The 18,954-nt window shown below is 68.0% G+C and carries 14 protein-coding genes; 6 read left to right on the plus strand and 8 right to left on the minus strand.

Annotated elements, in window-relative coordinates; all coding sequences use genetic code 11:
* Nucleotides 1-52: 52 nt before the first annotated feature.
* Complete coding sequence (locus D1610_RS08130; protein WP_147414296.1) at nucleotides 53-1,120, plus strand: hypothetical protein; 1,068 nt, start codon at nucleotides 53-55, stop codon at nucleotides 1,118-1,120.
* Here the strand turns inward: D1610_RS08130 and D1610_RS08135 are convergent.
* A complete protein-coding gene (locus tag D1610_RS08135; protein ID WP_118863602.1) occupies nucleotides 1,110-2,996 on the minus strand; it encodes a CocE/NonD family hydrolase in 1,887 nt (628 codons plus the stop codon). The two genes, D1610_RS08130 and D1610_RS08135, sit on opposite strands and share 11 nt — an antisense overlap.
* Before the next feature lie 107 nt (nucleotides 2,997-3,103).
* Between D1610_RS08135 and D1610_RS08140 the strand changes: the two genes are divergently transcribed.
* Together D1610_RS08140 and D1610_RS08145 are read left to right on the plus strand one after the other, a co-directional pair.
* Nucleotides 3,104-4,105 carry a threonine aldolase family protein gene (locus tag D1610_RS08140; RefSeq protein ID WP_118863774.1) on the plus strand — a complete coding sequence of 334 codons (1,002 nt, stop codon included), beginning with the start codon at nucleotides 3,104-3,106 and terminating at the stop codon, nucleotides 4,103-4,105.
* A 173-nt stretch (nucleotides 4,106-4,278) separates the two neighbouring features.
* Complete coding sequence (locus tag D1610_RS08145; protein WP_245942059.1) at nucleotides 4,279-5,157, plus strand: DMT family transporter; 879 nt, start codon at nucleotides 4,279-4,281, stop codon at nucleotides 5,155-5,157.
* On the opposite strand, the gene D1610_RS08150 is transcribed toward D1610_RS08145, so the two are convergent.
* Genes D1610_RS08150 through D1610_RS08160 form a run of 3 tightly spaced genes read right to left on the minus strand, consistent with a single transcriptional unit; the run spans nucleotide 5,067 to nucleotide 9,093 of the window.
* The gene (locus D1610_RS08150) at nucleotides 5,067-5,891 is read right to left on the minus strand and encodes a Rossmann-fold NAD(P)-binding domain-containing protein (protein WP_118863604.1); all 825 of its coding nucleotides are present in this window, start codon (nucleotides 5,889-5,891) and stop codon (nucleotides 5,067-5,069) included. The two genes, D1610_RS08145 and D1610_RS08150, sit on opposite strands and share 91 nt — an antisense overlap.
* A gap of 5 nt (nucleotides 5,892-5,896) precedes the next feature.
* The gene (locus tag D1610_RS08155) at nucleotides 5,897-7,471 is read right to left on the minus strand and encodes a M28 family metallopeptidase (protein WP_245942041.1); all 1,575 of its coding nucleotides are present in this window, start codon (nucleotides 7,469-7,471) and stop codon (nucleotides 5,897-5,899) included.
* Nucleotides 7,468-9,093, minus strand: coding sequence for a M28 family metallopeptidase (locus D1610_RS08160; protein WP_118863605.1), 1,626 nt, complete (start codon nucleotides 9,091-9,093; stop codon nucleotides 7,468-7,470). The genes D1610_RS08155 and D1610_RS08160 overlap by 4 nt, the downstream gene beginning before the upstream one ends.
* Nucleotides 9,094-9,210: 117 nt before the next feature.
* Between D1610_RS08160 and pepN the strand changes: the two genes are divergently transcribed.
* Entirely contained in the window at nucleotides 9,211-11,805 is a 2,595-nt protein-coding gene (pepN, locus tag D1610_RS08165; protein WP_118863606.1) for an aminopeptidase N, read from the plus strand.
* Between the two features lie 178 nt (nucleotides 11,806-11,983).
* On the opposite strand, the gene D1610_RS08170 is transcribed toward pepN, so the two are convergent.
* Entirely contained in the window at nucleotides 11,984-13,603 is a 1,620-nt protein-coding gene (locus tag D1610_RS08170; protein ID WP_118863607.1) for an alkaline phosphatase D family protein, read from the minus strand.
* A 113-nt stretch (nucleotides 13,604-13,716) separates the two neighbouring features.
* Here D1610_RS08170 and D1610_RS08175 point away from each other — a divergent pair, with 113 nt between their 5' ends.
* Complete coding sequence (locus D1610_RS08175; RefSeq protein ID WP_118863608.1) at nucleotides 13,717-15,300, plus strand: dipeptidyl-peptidase 3 family protein; 1,584 nt, start codon at nucleotides 13,717-13,719, stop codon at nucleotides 15,298-15,300.
* The gene (locus D1610_RS08180; protein WP_118863609.1) at nucleotides 15,297-16,088 is read left to right on the plus strand and encodes a DUF2334 domain-containing protein; all 792 of its coding nucleotides are present in this window, start codon (nucleotides 15,297-15,299) and stop codon (nucleotides 16,086-16,088) included. The genes D1610_RS08175 and D1610_RS08180 overlap by 4 nt, the downstream gene beginning before the upstream one ends.
* Nucleotides 16,089-16,109: 21 nt before the next feature.
* Here the strand turns inward: D1610_RS08180 and D1610_RS08185 are convergent, their stop codons facing one another.
* The 3 genes from D1610_RS08185 to D1610_RS08195 form a co-directional block, all read right to left on the minus strand.
* A complete protein-coding gene (locus D1610_RS08185; RefSeq protein ID WP_118863610.1) occupies nucleotides 16,110-17,312 on the minus strand; it encodes a glycosyltransferase in 1,203 nt (400 codons plus the stop codon).
* Nucleotides 17,313-17,459: 147 nt separating this feature from the next.
* Nucleotides 17,460-17,975, minus strand: coding sequence for a DUF2141 domain-containing protein (locus D1610_RS08190; RefSeq protein WP_245942042.1), 516 nt, complete (start codon nucleotides 17,973-17,975; stop codon nucleotides 17,460-17,462).
* Complete coding sequence (locus D1610_RS08195; RefSeq protein WP_182466746.1) at nucleotides 17,972-18,907, minus strand: hypothetical protein; 936 nt, start codon at nucleotides 18,905-18,907, stop codon at nucleotides 17,972-17,974. The genes D1610_RS08190 and D1610_RS08195 overlap by 4 nt, the downstream gene beginning before the upstream one ends.
* Nucleotides 18,908-18,954 lie beyond the last annotated feature (47 nt).

Consider the following 18,954-nt stretch of genomic DNA (forward strand, 5'->3'; position numbering starts at 1 on the left):
AATGTCGAGACCGGCTGGTAGAACCGGGGCCGTTCGGCACGGGGCATTTCAGATGAGACGATGGGCGTATGCGGCATTGCTGGTGATGGCATGCGCCCTGCCCGCCCATGCCCAGCCGGCGCCGGCGCCGGCGCCTCCGCCCGACTGCCGCATGGTCGGCGACGTTCCCAGCCGGACTGGTGAGCCGCAATTCCTCCGCATCGATCCCGCCGCCGCGGAACGGATGGCGACGATCGGCCTGGATCGTGCCGGCATCTTCGCGCGGATGGCGGAGACCTCGATCCCCGAGACGATGGGCTGCTGGGCGATGCCGGCGGGCAATTTCGACAGCCAGCTGATCTCGGTCGGCATGGCGCAGTGGAATTACGGCACGGGCAGCCTGCAGCCCGTTCTGGTGCGCTGGCGTGAGAGTTTCGGTTCACGCCGGAAGTTCAAGCGCGCGCTCGCCGAGCTGGCGCCGGTATCCGGCGAATTCCTGTTCTCAGAAGACTGCGTGGCCGTGCCCGTACGCGACCGATGCCGCAAAGGCATCCTCGCCGCCCAATATCCCGACGGCAAGCTTGGTCCGGTTCTGGAGGCGGAATTGAAGGCGCTGTTCGAAAGCGATTCGATGCTGCAGGTGCAGACCGACGCCTATATCGACCTGCTCGACGAGGTGCGGCTGGAGCTGGCCCGCGTCTTCCCGTCCGGCCCGATCACCCCGCGCAAGGTCCGCTGGGCGATCGACACCAGGGTGCAGCAGAAGGGCCTGCCGCCCAGCGAGGATGTCGCGCGGCTGCGGCGCAAGCTCGCCGCGATGCCCGAGGCCGAGCGCTGGCCGCGCCTCCGCGCCATCTTCGCCTGGTACAAGGCGCTCGCCGAGACGATCGACCAGGACGGCATCGTCCGCGACTATGCGTGGAACGTCGATCGCTGGAGCTGCATGATCGACGCGCGCCTGATCGATCCCGAACAGTATGAGCTGCTCCACCTCACCTTCCTCAAGAGCCGCACCGCGATCGGCAATAGCGGCCGCTGGCAGGCGCTGACCTTCTCGCGCCGGGCGAAGATCATCCTCGGCGTCGGCAGCGTCAGCGGCCGGCGCGACGGCGATTGCCCGCTACGCCCCTTCACTCCCTGACCGGCAGCTCGATATAGGAGGCGTCGGCCCCGGCGTGGTGCAGCGTGTTGTCCGCCACTACGCCGGCCTTCTCGGTCTCGTTCGGCCCGCCGGTGTTGAGGTTGCGGACGAACTTGGGAAAATTGGACGAGGTGATCTCCACCCTGATCCGGTGCCCCGGCTGGAAGGTGTTGCTGGTGGTGATCGGCGTCGGCCTGATCGTATAGACCTGCCCCGGCTGCATCAGCACCGGCCGGTCGTAACCGTCGCGGTAGCGCGCGCGCATGATCGTGTCGCCCAGGATGTAAGCCGTGCCGTCGGGCGCGACGTCGACCAGCTTGACCGCGAAATCGGTGTCCCGGGCGCTTGACGACACCTTCAGCACCGCATCGACGAACCCGGTCACCTCCATCGGCTCGGTCAGCGGTTCGCTGGTATAGACCAGCACGTCGGCCCTCGCCTCGATCGGCCGCTGGTCGAACGCGCCGGGGATGACGGTGCCGCCGTTGCAGCAATCGCCGCCGCCGATCGTCTGCACCGGGTTCATCGGATCGTAGCGGTAGCGGTCCGCGGCCTCGCCTGCGGGCGGTGCTTCGGTCGACAGGCGGCCATCGCCGTTCAGGCTGTTGGCGCTTCCTTCCGAACGCAAATACATCCGCACCGTCTTTACGTCCCTCGGCGGCCACTGGGCGGACGACTGCCACTCATTCGCACCCATGGTGAAATAGCGGACGTGCGGCGTGTTGGACGGGAAGGCGCCGGCTCTGCCCTTCAGCCAGCGATCGAAGAAGCCATAGATTTGTCCGTCCACGTCGAAGCTGGCGTCGCCCAGCTTGCGGTCGCCCGAGACGAAATTCTCGCCGAGCTTCCAGAAGGCGCAGTGGGTGTTGGGCGCGACGACGGCATATTGGTTGGCGCTCGCCTCCTTGTCGGTGTTCGCCGCGCGGGCATGGTTGAACAGCGCCATGTTCGGCCCGATCGACACATCGTACCAGCTGTTGAACCAGAGGGCCGGAACGCCCCAGCCCATATCGTCATGATAGAGCCCGCCCTGCCGCCAGGCGGGATCGGCCGGAGCGCGGGTGATGAACTGCTCGAAGGTCGCGGGCGGCTCGCCCAGCGAAGACAGCAGCTCGCTCACCGGCAGATGCTTGATATGCGTCTTCCACTCGACCTCCGGCTTCTTCGCGTCGAGATCATTGTAGCGCATCAGCCGCGCGCGCATTTCCTGGCTGACATCCTTGGGCAGCTCGGCGCGCAGCGGATTGTCGACGCCGTACAGCCAGATGAAGAACAGGTTGCGCGGCACGCCGCCGGTGTACCAGTTGCCCTGTTCCTGGAAGCGGCCGACCTTGCCGATCCCCGCGCCCGAGGCCATCGGCACCATCGCCGCATGCGCCGGATGGTTCTGCGCGGCGAGCGCCAATTGCCATTCGGCCGAAGAGGAGCAGCCGAGCGTGCCGACCTTGCCGTTGGACCAAGGCTGCTTGGCGATCCAGCTGAGCGCGTCATATCCGTCGGTCTGCGGATAGCCCAGGATCTCGTAATCGCCGCCCGAGAAATAGCGGCCGCGTTCGTTCTGGACAATATAGGCATAGCCGCGCTTGACCGCCTCCAGCGCGCGCTTGGCGGTCGAGGCGCTATAGGCGAGCTCGTTGTACGGCGTCTTCCACAGGATCGTCGGCAGCGGGCCCTTGGCGTCCTTGGGGCGATAGATGTTGGTCGCCAGCCCGACGCCGTCGCGCATCGGCACCATCACACCCATCTCGACATCGGCGACCCGCGCAAGTTCGGCCTGCGCCGCCGAATCGCTGTATTTGCCGTAGTCCTGCGCGGTCGCAGCGACCGGCGAAAACAGCGTGGCGGAAAGCGCGAGCGCGGCGGCGAAGCGTTTCATGTGGCGTCCCCTGTTATTTTGTTGCGTGGCGCCTTTGTGGCCCCGCCCGGCCTTTGAGAGCAACCCCCGTGTTGACGCAGGCGGTCGTGCCGCCGCATGGGCCGGTCATGCGCTTCTTCTCCGACAACGCCGCTCCCGTCTGCCCACAGGTGATGGCGGCGATCGCCGACGCCAACACGCTCGACACCGCCTATGACGGCGACGCATGGAGCGCGAAGCTGGACGGCGCGATGTCCGATCTGTTCGGGCGAGATGTCGCCTGCCTGTGGGTCGCGACCGGCACCGCGGCCAATTCGCTCGCGCTCGCGGCGTTGTGCCCGCCCTATGGCGCGATCGTCTGCCACCGCGACGCGCATATCCAGAACGACGAATGCGGCGCGCCCGAATTCTTCACCCACGGCGCCAAGCTGCTGCTCGCGGAAGGCGACGGGGCCAAGCTGAGCGCGGCGGCGATCGCCGCGCTGCTCGACGCCACCCGCGACGATGTCCACCAGACCCAGCCGCACGCGATCTCGATCACCAACGCCACCGAATATGGCCGGGTCTATTCGCCCGCCGACGTCGCCGCGATCGGCAAGGTGGCGAAGGCGCGCGGGCTAAAGCTGCACATGGATGGCGCGCGCTTCGCCAACGCCGTCGCGCATCTGGGGTGCGCGCCCGCCGATCTCACCTGGCGAGCGGGTGTCGACGCGCTCAGCTTCGGCTTCGTCAAGAATGGCGGGATGAGCGCCGAGGCGCTGGTGTTCTTCGATCCCGAGATGGCGAAGGCGACGCGCTATCGCCGCAAGCGCGCGGGGCATCTGCTGTCCAAGGGCCGCTATCTCGCCGCGCAGATCCTGGCGATGCTCGAAGGCGACCTCTGGCTGGCGAACGCCCGCGCGGCCAACGCCGCCGCGGCGATGCTGGCCGAGGCGGCGGGCGATCGGCTGGTCCATTCGGTCGAGGCCAACGAGATATTCCTGCGCGTGTCTCCGCAAGAAGCCGCGTCGCTCCGGGTCGAGGGCTTCGACTTCTACGACTGGGGCCCCGGCGAGGCGCGGCTGGTCACCGCCTGGAACCACGCCCCCGAAGACGTCCGCCCGCTGGCGGATGCGATAAGGGCGCTGTGAGCGGAACGGAAAATACCTCCCCGGCACGGGGAGGGGGACCGCCCGGCGCAGCCGGGGGGTGGAGGGGGCGGGCCGCAAGCGAATCGCCAGTGGAGCCCCCCCTCCACCATGCTTCGCATGGTCCCCCTCCCCGTGCCGGGGAGGTATTACTAGTCCAATCCACCCAGCCGCGCATCCTCATCCCGCTCGCGCTCGTCACGATCATCTGGGGATCGACCTGGCTGGTCATCCGCGACCAATTGGGCGTGGTGCCGCCGAGTTGGTCGGTCGCCTATCGCTTCCTCGCCGCCGGCATCGCCATGCTCGGCGTGGCGCTGTGGCGGCGTGAGAAGCTGGCGATGGACGCGCGCGGCTGGGGCTTCGCCGCGGCGCTCGGCCTCGCGCAATTCTGCCTCAACTTCAACTTCGTCTACCGGGCGGAAGCGTATATCACCTCCGGCCTGGTCGCGGTGCTGTTCGCGCTGCTCGTCATTCCCAACGCGCTCCTCGGCCGGCTGTTTCTGGGACAGCGCCTGGGCGTGCAATTCTGGGCCGGCTCGATCGTGGCGATGGCGGGCGTCGGCCTCCTGATGCTGCACGAGCTGCGCGCGGACGCATCGGCGACCGGCGCCACCGCGCTCGGCTTCCTGCTCACCGGCATCGCCATCCTCTCGGCCTCGGTCGCCAACGTCATGCAGGCGGGCGAGACCGCCAAGCGCTATCCGATGGCGGCAATGCTCGGCTGGTCGATGCTGATCGGGGTCGGCTTCAACGCCGTGTTTGCGCTGGCGACCGTCGGCGCGCCGGTGTTCGATACGCGGCCCGGCTATATCCTCGGCGTGCTCTATCTCGGCATCTTCGGGTCGGCGATCGCCTTCACGCTCTATTTCGGCGTGATCCGCGTGATCGGCCCGGCCAAGGCGGCCTATTCGGGCGTGGCGACGCCGGTGATCGCGATGCTGCTGTCGACGCTGTTCGAAGGCTATCGCTGGTCGCTGCTCGCCGCCGCGGGCGCGGCGCTGGCGGGCGTGGGGCTGGTCATCGCCCTGAGAGCGCGCAGGCCCAACCGGTAATCGGGATAGCGCGGCGTCCAGCCAAGCACCCGCTTCGCCTTGCCATTCGCCACGCGCCGGTTCTCGGCATAGAAATCGCGCGCCATCGGCGACAGCGCGTCTAGCGGCACGAACGCGGGCGGCGGCAGGCCGAGCAGCCGCGCGGCGAACTCAACCACCTCGTTCTGTGGACAGGGATGGTCGTCGGCCAGGTTGTACGCGCCCGCCGGCGCCTCGAGCCCGGCGATGACGCCCGAGACGATGTCGTCGACATGCACTCGGCTGAACACCTGCCCCGGCATATCGACCCGGTGCGCCTTGCCCCCGCCCACCCGCTCCAGCGGAGACCGCCCCGGCCCATAGATGCCCGGCAGCCGGAACACCCGCGCGCCCATCGCCAGCCAGGCGGCGTCAGCGGCGTTGCGCGCCGGGCGGCGGCCCATGATCGGCGCGCTCTCATCCACCCACGCGCCGCCCGCATCGCCATAGACGCCGGTGGAGGAGAGATAGCTCAGCCGCTTGCCGCCGAGCCGATCGCCATAGGCGGCCAACACCGGATCATCGCCATCGGGCGGGACGGAAGACAGGATATGCGTGGCATGGCCGATCGCATGCGCCACCGCCGCGTGATCCTCGAAAGGCACCGTCCCCTCACGCCCATCCCGCGTAGTGCCCTGCACCCGCCATCCGCGCCGCTCCAACGCCTCGCCGATGCGCGAAGCAGTATAGCCCAGCCCGAAGATCAGCAGGTGCATGCCCGCTATTCCGCCATCGGCCCCTTGAACAGCGTCCCGAAGAAATCGCCCTTGTTCCATGCCGGACGCGTCGGCGCGTCGGCCACACCGCGCGCGATCGCGACATTGGCGTCGACGAAGCGCGCCGCCGCGTTCCAGTCGATCGGCAGCGTGATCTCGTCCGAAGGCTGGTGATAGTGCGTGCCGCGAAACGCCGCGGTCGCCTCCTTGCCCGGCCCGGCGAAGCCGGTCTTGAGGAACACCGCCGGTATCCCTGCCTGGACGAAGCGATACTGGTCGCTGCGGGTGAACAATCCCTCGGCCGGATCGGGATCGGGCGTCAGCGCGATGTTCATCGGCTTCAAGGCGCCCTCGACGATTCCGCCCAGTGACGAGCGATCCGCCCCGAAGGCGAACATATCGGTGAAGGCATAGGTCAGGATCGGCATGTCGATATTGACGTTCGCCACCGCCTCCCCGCCAGCCGGCAAGGGATGCCGCGCGAGATAGTCGCTGCCGACCAGCCCCTTCTCCTCGGCGGTCAGCGCGACCAGCAGCACCGGACGCCTGGGCGGGTTCACCGCCAGTTGCCGCGCCGCCTCGATCAGCGTCGCGACGCCGATCGCGTTGTCCATCGCGCCGTTGTAGATCGCGTCGCCCTTCACCGCCTTGCCGACGCCGACATGGTCGAGATGCGCGGTCAGCACGACATGCTCGGCGGCCAATGCGGGATCGCTGCCCGGCACGACGGCGATGACGTTGCGGCTTTCCGCCGCGCCCAGTCTGTTGCGCAACCGAGCGGTGATCTTCGCGGGCAGGACGACCGAGGGGATCGCCTTCCCCGCCTTCTCCGCGGCGGCAATCGCCGAGAAAGAGGTCTTCGCCCCCGCGAACAGCTTCTCCGCGCCCGCCGGGCTCAGCACCGCGATTCCGGGGATGGACGACGGCGCGAAGGGCTTGCCGTCCTTGGCCCAGGTCATCCGCACATCGTCCCAGCCGTTGGCGTAGGCGGAGAAGGGCCGCCGCTCGAGCTGCGAGGGCGCGACGATGGCGATCGCGCCTACCGCGCCGCGCTTCTCCGCTTCCAGCGACTTGGTCGTGCCGTTGGCGAAATGCGCGCGGATCTCGCCCTGCAGGCTGACCGGCGCGCCGGTCAGATAGGCGACCACCTTGCCGCGCACGTCGAGCCCGGCATAATCGTCATGGCCGAATTCCGGCGCGTGCACCCCCATGCCGACGAACACCACCGGCGCGTCGATATCCACCGCCGCCTGGGTGACGCTGACGCCCGGAATATAGTCGGCGCCGAAGACGAGGGGCTTGCCGCCCGCCGTGATCCGCCCCTTGTCCACCGGCTGAGCGGTCGCCATCGGCACGCGCTGATACCAGCCGCCACCCTCGCCCGCCGGCTTGGCCCCCGCCGCGGCGAACTGCTTCGCGACATAATCCGCCGCGCGGTCGAAATCGGCCGTCCCCGCCTCGCGCCCGCGCATGTCGTCGGCGGCGAGCACCGCGACATGGCGCCGGACGTCCTCGGGCTTCTGCTGCGCAGGCGACGGCGCAGCAGAAACCAGCGCGGCGAGGAGCAGCGCGCGCCTCACTTCGCGCCGTAGCCGTTATAGAGCACGCCGAAGAAATCGCCCTTGTTCCACGCCGGGCGCTCATCCGCATTGGCGATCTCGCGGGCGATGGCGTAGTTCGCCTCGACGAAGCGCACGCCCGCCTGCCAGTTGATCGGCAGCGTCACCTCGTCCGACGGCTTGTGATAATGGTTCTTCAGGAAGTCGTCGAACGCCGCCTTGCCCGGCCCCTTGACCCCCGGCCACAGGAACACCGCGGGGATGCCCTGCTGGACGAAGCGATAATGGTCGCTGCGGGTGAAGAAGCCTTGTTCGGGCATCGGATCGGGCGAATAGCCCACCCCCATCTTCTCCGCCGCGGCGCGCACCAGCGGGCCCAGCGTCGAACGGTCGGCGCCGAACGCCACCACGTCCTCGAAGGCGAAGGTGATGATCGGCATGTCGAGATTGACGTTGGCGACCAGCGTCTCCTTGGGCACGGTCGGGTTGTTGGCGAAGTAATCCGCACCGACCAGCCCCTTCTCCTCCGCCGTCACCGCCAGCAGCATCACGCTGCGGCGCGGCTTCTCGCCCGAATCCTTGAACCGCCGCGCGACCTCCAGCATCGATGCGATGCCCACCGCATTGTCCATCGCGCCGTTGTAGATGGTGTCGCCGTCCACCGCCTTGCCGACGCCGACATGGTCGAGATGCGCGGAAAGGACGACGACCTGCTTGCCGATCGCGGGATCGCTGCCGGGGATGATGCCGACGACGTTGCTGCTCGCCACCTGCGAGATCGCGGTGTTGCTCGCGGCCGAAAGCGTGGTCTTGAGCGCCAGCGGCTTGACCGGCTGACCGGCTTCGGCGGCGGCGGCCACCGCGGCATAGGTCGTGCCCGATCCGGCGAACAGCTTTTCCGCCCCGGCCATGCTCAGCGCGCCGGCGGAGGTGACCGAAGGCGCGGTGACGTCGGGCGAGCCGTCGGCCTTCGCCCAGGTCATCCGTGCGTGATCCCAGTTCTCAGCGCCACGTTCGAACGGCCGCACCTTGGCGAGCGTCGGCGTTTCGAGCGTGACGATGCCCACCGCGCCGTTCTTCTCGGCCGCCAGCGCCTTGGTCGCGCCGCTGCCGTAATGGGCGCGGATCTCGGACGCCATCGATGCGGGCGCGCCCGCCATCACCGCGACGATCTTGCCCTTCACGTCGACCCCGGCATAGTCGTCGCGGTTGAGCTCGGGCGCGACCACGCCGTAGCCGACGAACACCACCGGCGCGCTGATCGTCATCGCCGCGCGCGTCGGGTTGGCGGAGGGCAGGTAGTCCTCGCCGAATGTCAGCGCCGTATCCCCCATCTTCATGCTGCCCTTGTCGGTCAGCTTGTAGCTCACCAGCGGCACCTTCTGCAGATAGCCGCCATCGTCGCCCGCCGGCTGGACGCCCAGCGCCTTCATCTGATCGGCGACATAGGCGGCCGCCTTGTCATATTCGGGCGTTCCCGCCTCGCGCCCCTTCATCGCGTCGGACGCGAGATAGGCGACATGCGCCCGCAGCGCCGCCTGTTCGGGCGACAGCGCTACCGACTTCGCGGGTGCGGCGGGGGCGGTCTGCGCGACGGCGGGGGCGGACAGGACGAGCGCGAGGGCGGTCAGGCTGCGAAGCATCGATGATCCTTGGTGCTATATGCGAATGAGGCACCTAAAGCATGCCACTAAGCCCCTGACAACGCCCTGAACGCGATTTCGCTGGAACGTGTCGCGCGCCCGCGTATTCCCTACGCCATGCTCGACATGCACGCCGCAACCCGGACCCCGACGCCCATCCGCCGGGAGGACTACCGCCCGCCCGACTGGCTGGTGCCTGCGATCAGCCTCGATTTCGATCTGGACCCGGCACGCACCGTCGTCCGCGCGCGCCTGGAGGTGACGCGGAACGGGGCGCATGATCGCCCGCTGGTGCTCGACGGCGCCGGCCAGCAGCCGCTCGCCGTCCGCGTCGACGGCCGCGAGGTCAACGACTGGCGGCAACAGGATGGCGGCCTCGTCGTCCCACTTGCCGGCGAAGCGCATGTGATCGAGACCGAGGTCGAGATCGCGCCGGAGACCAACACCCAGCTGATGGGGCTCTATGCGTCGGGCGGCCTGCTCTGCACCCAGTGCGAGGCCGAAGGCTTCCGGCGCATCACCTTCTTCCCCGACCGCCCCGACGTGCTGGCGACCTATACCGTCCGCATGACCGCCGACCGGGAGACCTTCCCCGTCCTCCTCGCCAACGGCAACCGCACCGGCGCCGGCCTGCTCGATGACGGCCGCCACTGGGCCGAATGGCACGATCCCTTCCCCAAGCCCTGCTATTTGTTCGCCCTGGTCGCGGGCGATCTGCAGGCCAATGTCGGCGGCTTCACCACCATGTCGGGCCGCCAGGTCGAGCTCGCCATCTGGGTGCGCGAGGCCGATCTGCCCAAGACCGAGCACGCCATGTCGGCCCTGAAGGCGGCGATGGCGTGGGACGAGCAGACCTACGGCCGCGAATATGATCTCGACCTGTTCAACATCGTCGCGGTCGCCGATTTCAACTTCGGCGCGATGGAGAACAAGAGCCTGAACATCTTCAACTCGCGCTATGTCCTCGCCGATCCCGACACCGCGACCGACGCCGATTACGACGCCATCGCCGCCGTGGTCGCGCACGAATATTTCCACAACTGGTCGGGCAACCGCGTCACCTGCCGCGACTGGTTCCAGCTGAGCCTGAAGGAAGGCTTCACCGTCTTTCGCGATCAGGGCTTCTCCGCCGACCAGGGGTCGCCCGCGGTCAAGCGGATCGAAGACGTCCGGAGCCTGCGCGCCAGTCAGTTCCCCGAGGATGCCGGGCCGCTGGCGCACCCCATCCGCCCCGAATCCTATCTCGAGATCAGCAATTTCTACACCGCGACCATCTACAACAAGGGCGCCGAGGTCATTCGCATGATGGCCACCATTCTCGGCCCCAGAAGCTTCCGCGCGGGCGCCGATCACTATTTCATGCGGCATGACGGCGAGGCGGCGACCTGCGAGGACTTCGTCCGCGCGATGGAGTTCGGCGCGGGCGTCGATCTCTCCCAGTTCCGCCTGTGGTACTCGCAGGCCGGCACCCCGCGCGTCGCCGCGCGCCTGACCGCCGATCCGGGGGGCGGCCGCGCGACGCTCAATCTCGCCCAGTCGATCCCGTCCACACCAGGCCAGCCGGACAAGCAGCCGATGGTGATCCCGCTGCGCCTGCGCCTGTTCGCCTGGGGCAGCGGCGCCGCTATCGGCGAGGAGCAGCTCGTCTTGCTCGACACGCCGGAGAAGACCATCGTCTTCGAAGGCGTAGGCGAGCGTCCGGTGCTCTCGATCAATCGCGGCTTCTCCGCGCCGGTGATCGTCGAGGCCGATCGCACCGCCGCCGATCTCGCCTTCCTCTCGCGCCATGACGACGATCCCTTCGCCCGCTACGAGGCGATGCAGCAGCTGATGCTCGATACGCTGATCGAGCGGGTCTCGACCGGAGAGGCGGATCACGGCCCCGTCGTCGCGGCGGTCGCCGACACGCTCGCCGATCCTGCGCTGGACCGCGCCTTTGTCGGCGAAGCGGTGCTGCTCCCATCCGAAAGCTTCATTGGGGATGGGATGCTGGTGGTCGATCCCGAGGCGATCCACGCCGCGCGCGAGGCGCTGCGCCGCGATCTCGGCCGCAAGCTCGAGTCCGAGTGGCGCGCGGCATTGGCCGACGGGGCCGACGCCCCCTTCGCGCTCACGCCCGAGGCCAAGGGCCGGCGGCGGCTGCGCGGCATCGCGCTCGGCTATGTCGCCGCGAGCGAGGCGAAGGACGGGGGCGCCATCGCCTTCCGCCAGTTCGAGCGCGCCGACAACATGACCGACCGCATGGCAGGGCTCGTCACGCTGGTGAACCTCGCCGCCGACGAGCGGGAGGCAGCGCTCGACATCTTCTACAACCGCTATTCGGACGATGCGCTCGTCATCGACAAATGGTTCTCGGCCCAGGCGCTCGCCACGCGCGACGGCACCCTCGACGAGGTCATCGCGCTGGCGAAGCACCGCGACTTCACCCTCGCCAATCCCAACCGCGCCCGCGCGCTGATCGGCGCGTTCGGCGTCAACCAGCGCATCTTCCATGCGGCAAGCGGCAGAGGTTACGCCTTCTACGCCGATCAGCTCCTCGCGCTCGACCGCCTCAACCCGCAGACCGCCGCCAAGCTGCTCCCCCCGCTCGGCCGCTGGCGCCGCTTCGACGAAGACCGCGCAGCGCTGATGCGCGATCAGCTCCGTCGCATCGTCGACACGCCGGGCGTCAGCAAGGACCTGTTCGAACAGGCCTCGAAGAGCTTGGAATAGCGCAGAGCCCCCTCTCAACTCCGGCTAGCCGCTAAAGCGGCAAGCCTCCATATCTCTCCCCTGAAGGGGAGAGAGAAAGCAACGACCCCTCTCTCCCCTTCAGGGGAGAGATACGAAGCCTTGCGAGCTTGCTCGCTAGGCGAAGTTGAGAGGGGCCTGACCATTGAGACGGGCTTCGTCACACGATCCGGTTCGTCCCCCACCGCACCGTCACCTTGTGTCCCTTGCTGGTGCGCATCGTCCGCTCCAGGATGGTCTCCACAAACACCCATTCGTTCGTCGCCGCCTCGGGCGTCAGCGTCAGCGCCATATAGCCGCGCCGGCTGGTGTCGCACCATTTGAGCTCGGGGTTGCCCGCGATCAGGCTGCGCTCGATCTTGGCCGGCGGCACGCCGCGCGTCGCGCCCTCGATCCCGCCCGAGGTCACACTCTGCGATCCGAACTCGACCGCCGCCGGTCGCCCGCCCTCGGCCAGCTCATAGGCCCAGGCATTGTGGCTGTCGCCCGAGATCAGGATCGTGTCCGCGCCCATTCCCTGCGCCGAGGCGAGGAAGCGCGATCGCGCCGCCGGATAGCCGCCCCAATTGTCCAGCTCCTGCGGCAGGCCCGCGCGGCCCAACTTCACCCGGTTGGCGATGCCGCTCAGCGCCCAATCGGGCGCGGTCGGCGGCAGCCAGCCGAGCGCATCCTCGGGCGTCTTCTGGAACCCCATATTGGTGCCGAAGCCGATCACCTGCCAGCGCGTTCCCGCCTTGACCGATGCGGCCATCGCCGCCGCCAGCCAGGTCTCCTGGTCCCAGCCCATCATCGTCGCCGCCGGATCGCGCCAGGGGCCGTCATGGAAGGCCTTCAGCGCCTTGGGATCGTCGCGTGACGCCGCGGTCACCTCGGGCCCTCTCGACCGCCCGCTGAGCCGCGTGTCGGTGCGGTAGAGCGTCATGAGGTCGGCGATCTGATAGGCCTTCCACGGCTCGTCGCTCACCGGCATCCATTCGCGGAAGGCCTGGATCGCCGCCGCCTTGCGCACCCACCAGTCGCCTTCCTTGTCCGCCTGATGGTTCTGCGCCCCGCCCTCCCAGCTGTTGTTGGCCGATTCGTGATCGTCCATCGAAATCAGGAAGGGCATCGCCGCATGCACCGCCTGCAGATCGGGATCGGCGCGGTAGCTGGCGTAGCGCAGCCGATAGTCGGCGAGCGCGACTATCTCGTGCGCCGGCAGGATGTCGCGTCCGGGGAGGTGCTCGGCCTTCACCGGATAGGTCCCCGGCGCATATTCGTAGATGTAATCGCCCAGATGCACGCCCAGATCGAACTGCCCGTTGGCGGCGGCGTGGGCATAGGCGTTGAACCAGCCGAACGGCAGGTTGGAGCAGGAGAACACCGCGATCCGGTAGGCGTCCGCCGCATCGGGCAGCGTCCTGGTCCGCCCGACCGGAGAGAAGCTGCCGTCGGGCGCGACGAAGCGGTAATGATAGCGCGTTCCCGGCTTCAATCCGGCGACGGTCAACTTGGCGGTATGGTCGCGCCACGGCCCGGTGACCATCTCCGCCCCGCCCGCGATCCGCGCGAAGCCGGCATCCTCGGAAAGTTCGACGCGCAGCCGCGCCTCGCCGCCGCCCGCCGGCACATAGCGCGTCCACAGCAGCACCGATGTCGCCGCCGGCTCGCCGCTCGCGACATTATGGGTGAAGCCCTGCCCCGTCCCTTGGAATGCCCGGGCGAAGCCGGGCAGCGCGAAGGCGCCGAGCCCCAGCGCCCCCGCGGCGATCAACTGGCGGCGGTCCAACATCAATGTCATGCGGCGTATCTCCTCGCGTCACGGTTGGCGGCTGTCCGTGTCGCTGGCGTGACAGCGGCGCGCGCCTCGCCTATCCCTGCCGCCATCCTGTCATCCGCCCAAGGACTTTGTCGATGCGTAGCGCGCTTGCCGCCATTCTTCTCGCCACCACCGCCACCGCGTGCAGCCCGTCCAACGACGCCGGCAACGGCGGCGCCGCGGCGCAGGCGGCTTCGGACATTCCCCAGCCGCCCGCCGATCCCACGCTCGCCCGGGTCGAGATGACGCCCGACGTCTCGTTCCTCAGCGACGAGGAGCGCCAGGTGGTCAACCTGCTCAACCGGGCGGCCAATCTGATGACGCAGATCTACGCGCGCCAGGCGATCCCGGACTACCGGCCCGGCCAGCCGCTCGATCCCTCCGCCGAAGGCATTCCGGATGGCGCCGGCTTCTACCCCGCCGACCTCACCCGCCAGGAGATGGACGCCTATCTCGCCGCGCACCCCGATCAGCGCGAGGCCCTGCTCAGTCCCTACACCGTCGTCCGCCGCGAGGGCGACCGGCTGGTCGCGGTGCCCTACAGCCAAGCCTACAAGGAATGGCTGGTGCCCGCGGCGAAGCTGCTCGAACAGGCGTCGCAGATCACCACCAACCCAAGCCTCAAGCGCTTCCTGTCGCTGCGCGCCAAGGCGTTCCTCAGCGACGATTATTACGAATCCGAGCTCGCCTGGATGGACCTGAAGGACACCCCGATCGAGGTCGCGATCGGCCCGTACGAGGTCTATACCGACAAGCTCTACGGCCAGAAGACCGCGTTCGAGGCGTTCGTCACGCTCAAGGACCCCGAAGAGAGCGCCGCGCTCGACAAGTACAAGGCCTATCTGCGCGACATGGAGGCCAACCTGCCGGTTCCCGAGCGCTACAAGAATTTCAAGCGCGGTTTCGAATCGCCGATCGCGGTCGCCGAGCAGGTCCATGGCGGCGGCGACAACCTCGCCGGGCCGCAGACCATCGCCTTCAACCTGCCCAATGATGAGCGCGTGCGCGAGGCAAAGGGCGCGAAGAAGGTGATCCTCTCCAACGTCCTCGCCGCCAAGCACCAGCGCATCCTCGCCCCGCTCGCACCTTTGGTGCTGGTCGAGGAACAGGCTGGGCTGGTGAGCGAGAAATATTTCGGCCTCTCGACGCTGTTCCACGAGCTGTCGCACAGCCTGGGGCCGGGCAGCATCACGGTGGACGGCCGCGCCACCACCGTCACCGACGAGCTGAAGGAGCAGGCCTCCGCGCTGGAGGAAGGCAAGGCGGACGTGATGGGCGTCTACAATCTCCTCTTCATGATGGAGAAGGGCGAGCTTCCCGCATCCGAGAAGCCGCAGCTCCTCGCCACCTACCTCGCCGGGCTGTTCCGCTCGGTGCGCTTCGGGATCGAGGAGGCGCATGGCGAGGGCGCGGCGATGCAGCTCGGCTATCTGCAGGCCAAGGGCGCTTATAATTGGGACGCGGAGGCCAGGCGCTACCGTATGGACATCCCGAAGATGGAGGCCGCGATCCGCGATCTGGTGCGCGACATCGTCATCCTCCAGGGCGATGGCGATTATGAAGGCGTGAAGGCCTTCATGGCGAAGCACGCCAGGCTCGACGCCAACGCGAAGGCCGTCATCGCGACGATGAAGGACGTGCCGGTCGATATCGCCCCGGTCTATCCGGATCGGGTGTGAAGCGACTGCTCGCCTCGATCCACGACGTATCGCCGCGCTTCGAGGCGCAGGTCGATGCGCTGGCCGATGGGCTGGAGGGCCATCTCGGCGGCCCGCGCTTCGCGATGCTGGTGGTGCCCGATCACTGGAACGGCGCTCCGATCGCCGGCAACGCCGCCTTCGCCGCGCGACTGCGCGGGTGGGCGGAGCGCGGCATCGAGATGTTCGTCCATGGCTGGTCGCACCGCGACGATGCCGAGCATTCGGGCGCCGACGCGATCCGCGCGAAGCATATGACCGCGGGCGAAGGCGAGTTCCTCGGCCTGTCGCGGGCCGAGGCGCTGGCCCGCATGCAGCGCGGCAAGGCGCTGGTCGAGGACCTCACCGGCCGCCCGGCGGCGGGCTTCATCGCCCCGGCCTGGCTCTATTCGGACGGCGCGAAGGCGGCGCTCGCCGAAGCGGGCTTCGCCTTGGCCGAAGACCATATGCGCGTCTGGCGCCCGGCGGACGGCGCAGTGCTGGCCAAAGGCCCGGTGATCACCTGGGCCAGCCGCAGCAAGCCCCGCATCGCCAGCAGCCTCGCCGCGTCCTGGGCGCTGAGGAAGCTGTTGCAGGGCGCGGAGACGGTCAGGATCGCGGTGCATCCCGGCGACACCGGCGTGTCGGCGCTACTCCGTAGTATCGATCGGACGATAACGGCGTTCAGGACGCACGTGCCGAGCCGTTACGTCGACCTAATACCTCCCCGGCACGGGGAGGGGGACCATGCGCAGCATGGTGGAGGGGGATCTCCACCAGCGTTGTCCTAGCGGTAAACCCCCACCACCGTTCTACGAACGGCGGTCCCCCTCCCCGTTCCGGGGAGGATTTTTGCGCTGCTCCACCAGCCCCGCATACAGCTCCATCAGCTCCAGCGCATGCTCGCGGTCGCTGCGCACATTCGCCGCCGCGGCCACCGCGGCCGATCTCCGCTGGCCGAATCCGTCCCCCAGCATCCGCTTGACCGCCGCCGCCGCGGCGCGGCCGTCCTTCGCCGCATAGACCTCCGCGAAGGCCGGCTCGGCCATCTCGAACGCCCCGCCCTCATCGGGCACGATCAGCGGCAGCCCGCTCGCCAGCCCTTCGCTGGTGACGAGCCCGAAGGTCTCGCTTTCGCAGCCATGGATCATCGCATCGGCGCTGGCCAGGATCGTCGCCAGCCGCCGCCGGTCGGTCACCGGATTGAACAGCCGCACATGCGGCGAATGGCGCGCGCGCTTCTCGATGGTCTTGCGGTCGGGCCCGCCGCCGATCAGCACCAGTGCGACCTGGTGCTCGGTCCCCGCCGCCTCGACCGCGTCGATCACCATCGGCCAGCGCTTTTCGCCGTGGAAGCGCCCGATGCCGATCAGCAGCTTGGCCTGCGGTCCCAGCCCGCATTGCGCCAGCAACTGCGCGCGCAGCGCCTCGTCGCGCAGCGCCGGTGAGAAATATTCGCGCTCGATGCCCAGCGGCACCGCGGTGACCGGCCCGATGCCGCGCGCCTCCAGCCGCTTCTTCAGACTGGGGCCGTTCGACACGAGAATGTCGAAGGGCGCCAGGAAACGCTGCATGTACCGGTTATACCATTCGAACGCCCGCTCGATCGCATCCTTCGGCGCCACGCCGCCGAACCAGCGGCCCGGATAGCTCGCGATATTGTCGTTGTGCATGAAGAATGACTTGACCGCGTCGCCCTGCCATTCCCCGACGATCCAGGCCGGCCGCCACGGCGACGAAGCCTCGACCACATCGGGCTTCAGCTCGTCGAGCAGCGCGTGGATCGGCTCGGCTTCCCAGAACAGGCCGTAATTCTTGTCGAACGGCATGCCTGGCGCGTCGACCCAGATGATCCGGCCGCCGCCTGGCCGCTCCTCGACGCTGTCGGCCTTGGCCGGCGCGATCACCACCAGTTCATGGCCAAGGTCGGCCATGATCGCCATCTTGCGATCGATATAGCTGCGCACCCCGCCGCCCTTGGGCGCGTAGAACTCGTTCACATCGACGACGCGCAATAAACCCTCCCTCGCGAAGCGGGGGAGGGGGACCAGCCAAAGGCCGGTGGAGGGGGGAGCCGCCGGAACGGCGGCTTTCGCCGCCGCCCCCTCCACCGCACTCCGTGCGGTCCCCCTCCCCCGGCTGCGCCGAGGGAGGACCTCGTCTTAATTCAGCGGACCGAAACCCGATAGCCCGCGCAGATACTGCGCGCGGATATGTGTCCTGGTCACGCCGCTGACATTGATCATCGCGATGTTGGCGGGCGGCTTTCGGCGTCCGAGCTTCGTGTTTCCGGGAAAGCCCGCGCCATCCGAAAAGGCGCCGAACTTCCCGTTCGAATCGCGATCGTGCAGGAACATCAGTGTATAGCGCCCGGCCTTGGGCACCTTGATGCACAAGGATACCGTGCCGCTCGACGGGATCTTCGCGTCGACGCGGCGGAAGGTCTTGCCCGCCTGCTCGAGGATATAATCGTCCTGCAGGAAATCCTCGGCATTGTCGGGATAAAGCTCCAGCCGGACGATGCCCTTCCGGTCCTTCAGCCCCGTGATGTTGGCCAGGATCGCAGGCCCGCCATTCTGACATGCCGCGGCATCCGCGCCCAGAATGGCGGCAGGCGCGGCGGTCGGCAGCGCGAGCGCCATCAGCCCGCCTGCGGCAATCGTCGCGAAAAGCTTCATATGTCCTTCCTCGAAATCGAATAGATGCTGAGCGATCCTAGCAGGGTCATATGAACCAGCAATGTCAGGGTCGCGGTAAAAGCGATCATGCTCGACAGAACATCGTCATGCCCGATCAGCAATATCGCGAAGGTGGCGAAGACCATCTCTTTCTGCGGGATCAGCGGCAACCTGCCGACCAGCATCCGCGTCGCGCCGAGCACCAGCCAGATCGCCCAGGGAACATCGGGCAGCGCGAAATACCATGCCGCCGCGGTCAGGACCTGCTGCAGGATCGATCGGACGAAATGCGCGCCGAAGATCCACCACAACAGGCCCTTGGTCAGCGAGAACACGCGCTTGCCGAGCAGGATCACCAAAAGCGAGATGCCCATGATGATCGCCGCCGACCCCATCACATTCTTCGCCATGTCGTCGGGCAGGAGCTGGCTGGCGAAAGGCACCGCCAGCACCAGCAGGATCAATGTGAAGGCGTTGCCCGCGATCGCCGAGAGGATCGACACGTCCTTGACCGCGCCGAACGGCGTCGCGGTCAGGTTGGCGTGCTGGCGCGCCCAGGCATAGAAATAGGCTTCGCCCGAATAGCCGAACACGACATCGTTCGCGACGGTCTTCTTGACGATCGGAACGATGCCGGAGACGGGCAGCCGCCACAATTTCCGGAAGATCACCCAGTCGCCCAGCGGCAGCGCCATATAGGCGGCGAAGAAGGCGATATAGAAAAGCGGGCTGTCCGGAATCGACTCCTCCAGCCCCGCGAGCCCGCCGTCTAGCAGCTTGCGCGCAATTCCCGCCACCATCAGCAGCGTGACGGCGACGCCCAGCCAGAACGGCCAGCGCCGCTTGATCCGTTCGACGGGCTCGAGCCCGGCCAGATCGGCGGGCCCTGATGGCAATGCCGGCGCGGATGCGTCGGCCGTGGCGGTCGTCATGCGGTGTCCCGAATCCAAGTGCGGCATCTTCCCCAGGCAGCCACACT

It is taken from the genome of Sphingomonas gilva, from assembly GCF_003515075.1.
Lineage (GTDB): Bacteria > Pseudomonadota > Alphaproteobacteria > Sphingomonadales > Sphingomonadaceae > Sphingomonas > Sphingomonas gilva.